The 836-nt window shown below is 42.6% G+C and carries 1 protein-coding gene and 1 pseudogene; both read right to left on the reverse strand.

Going from position 1 to position 836, the window contains the following annotated elements; translation table 11 throughout:
• Positions 1-409, reverse strand: a pseudogene (locus tag ACFIQE_RS11035) (YadA-like family protein); the annotation flags it as partial.
• 170 nt (positions 410-579) lie between these two features.
• On the reverse strand, positions 580-836 hold a 257-nt coding region (locus tag ACFIQE_RS11040; protein ID WP_375630675.1), incomplete at its 5' end, for a YadA-like family protein.

Here is an 836-nt window from a genome sequence, read left to right on the forward strand (position 1 = left end):
GCACCACCTATGCCCCAATGACCACCAGCACTCGTGGCAGAGAGATTAGAGCGGATTTTTCCGTTTTCAGATGTATACCAGCACCAAGGGCAAATGCGGATTGTCCACGCCATGTGCCGCTACCAAATGAGACACTCAAAGATCCTAGCTCGTCGAAGTAACGTAGGTTGGATACTGCTAGACCAACGGCGGCGGCTTGCCTTGCCTCTTTGCGTACGCTCTTAATGTCATAACTTAAAATATCAAACTTCATATCGGTGGAGGATTTCGATTCGTTAACACCATTACTCATCGCATTATCCTTGGATTCAGAAAAATATTTATCTACATATTTTTTCGCATCATCAAAAACTTTCTTAATCCGCTGCTTACTGTCATGTAACAACCAACTAGCCCCCTCCACGACTTCTGTCAAATTTGCGTAAAACACACCACTCTTCAGACATTTTCTCTTTTTTTATTTTCAACATTAATGCTGGCACTGTTATTTGTGGGAACCGTTCTTTTAATCGTGTAACTCTTCTCGCCCCTGTCTTGTATAGACAGGAGCGTTTTTGAAAATAATCGTAGTGAATTTTATTAATTTAGAGTTAAGCTTAATCCTACACCTACACCCCAGCGCCCTCCGGCACTTGTCACAGATAGACTAGAGCGAATATTTCCATCTTCAGATGTATAACCAGCTCCAATAGCAAATGCGGACTGATTGAGCCATATACCACTACCAAGTGCAACACTTAACTTTCCTGGTGCATCATTGTAACGTAAGTTGGACACCGCTAGACCAATAGCAGCAGCTTGTCTTGCTTCTTTCCGAACATCCTGAATAGCATAAT

Source organism: Bartonella sp. AA1HLJMS (assembly GCF_042197445.1).
Classification (GTDB): Bacteria; Pseudomonadota; Alphaproteobacteria; order Rhizobiales; family Rhizobiaceae; genus Bartonella.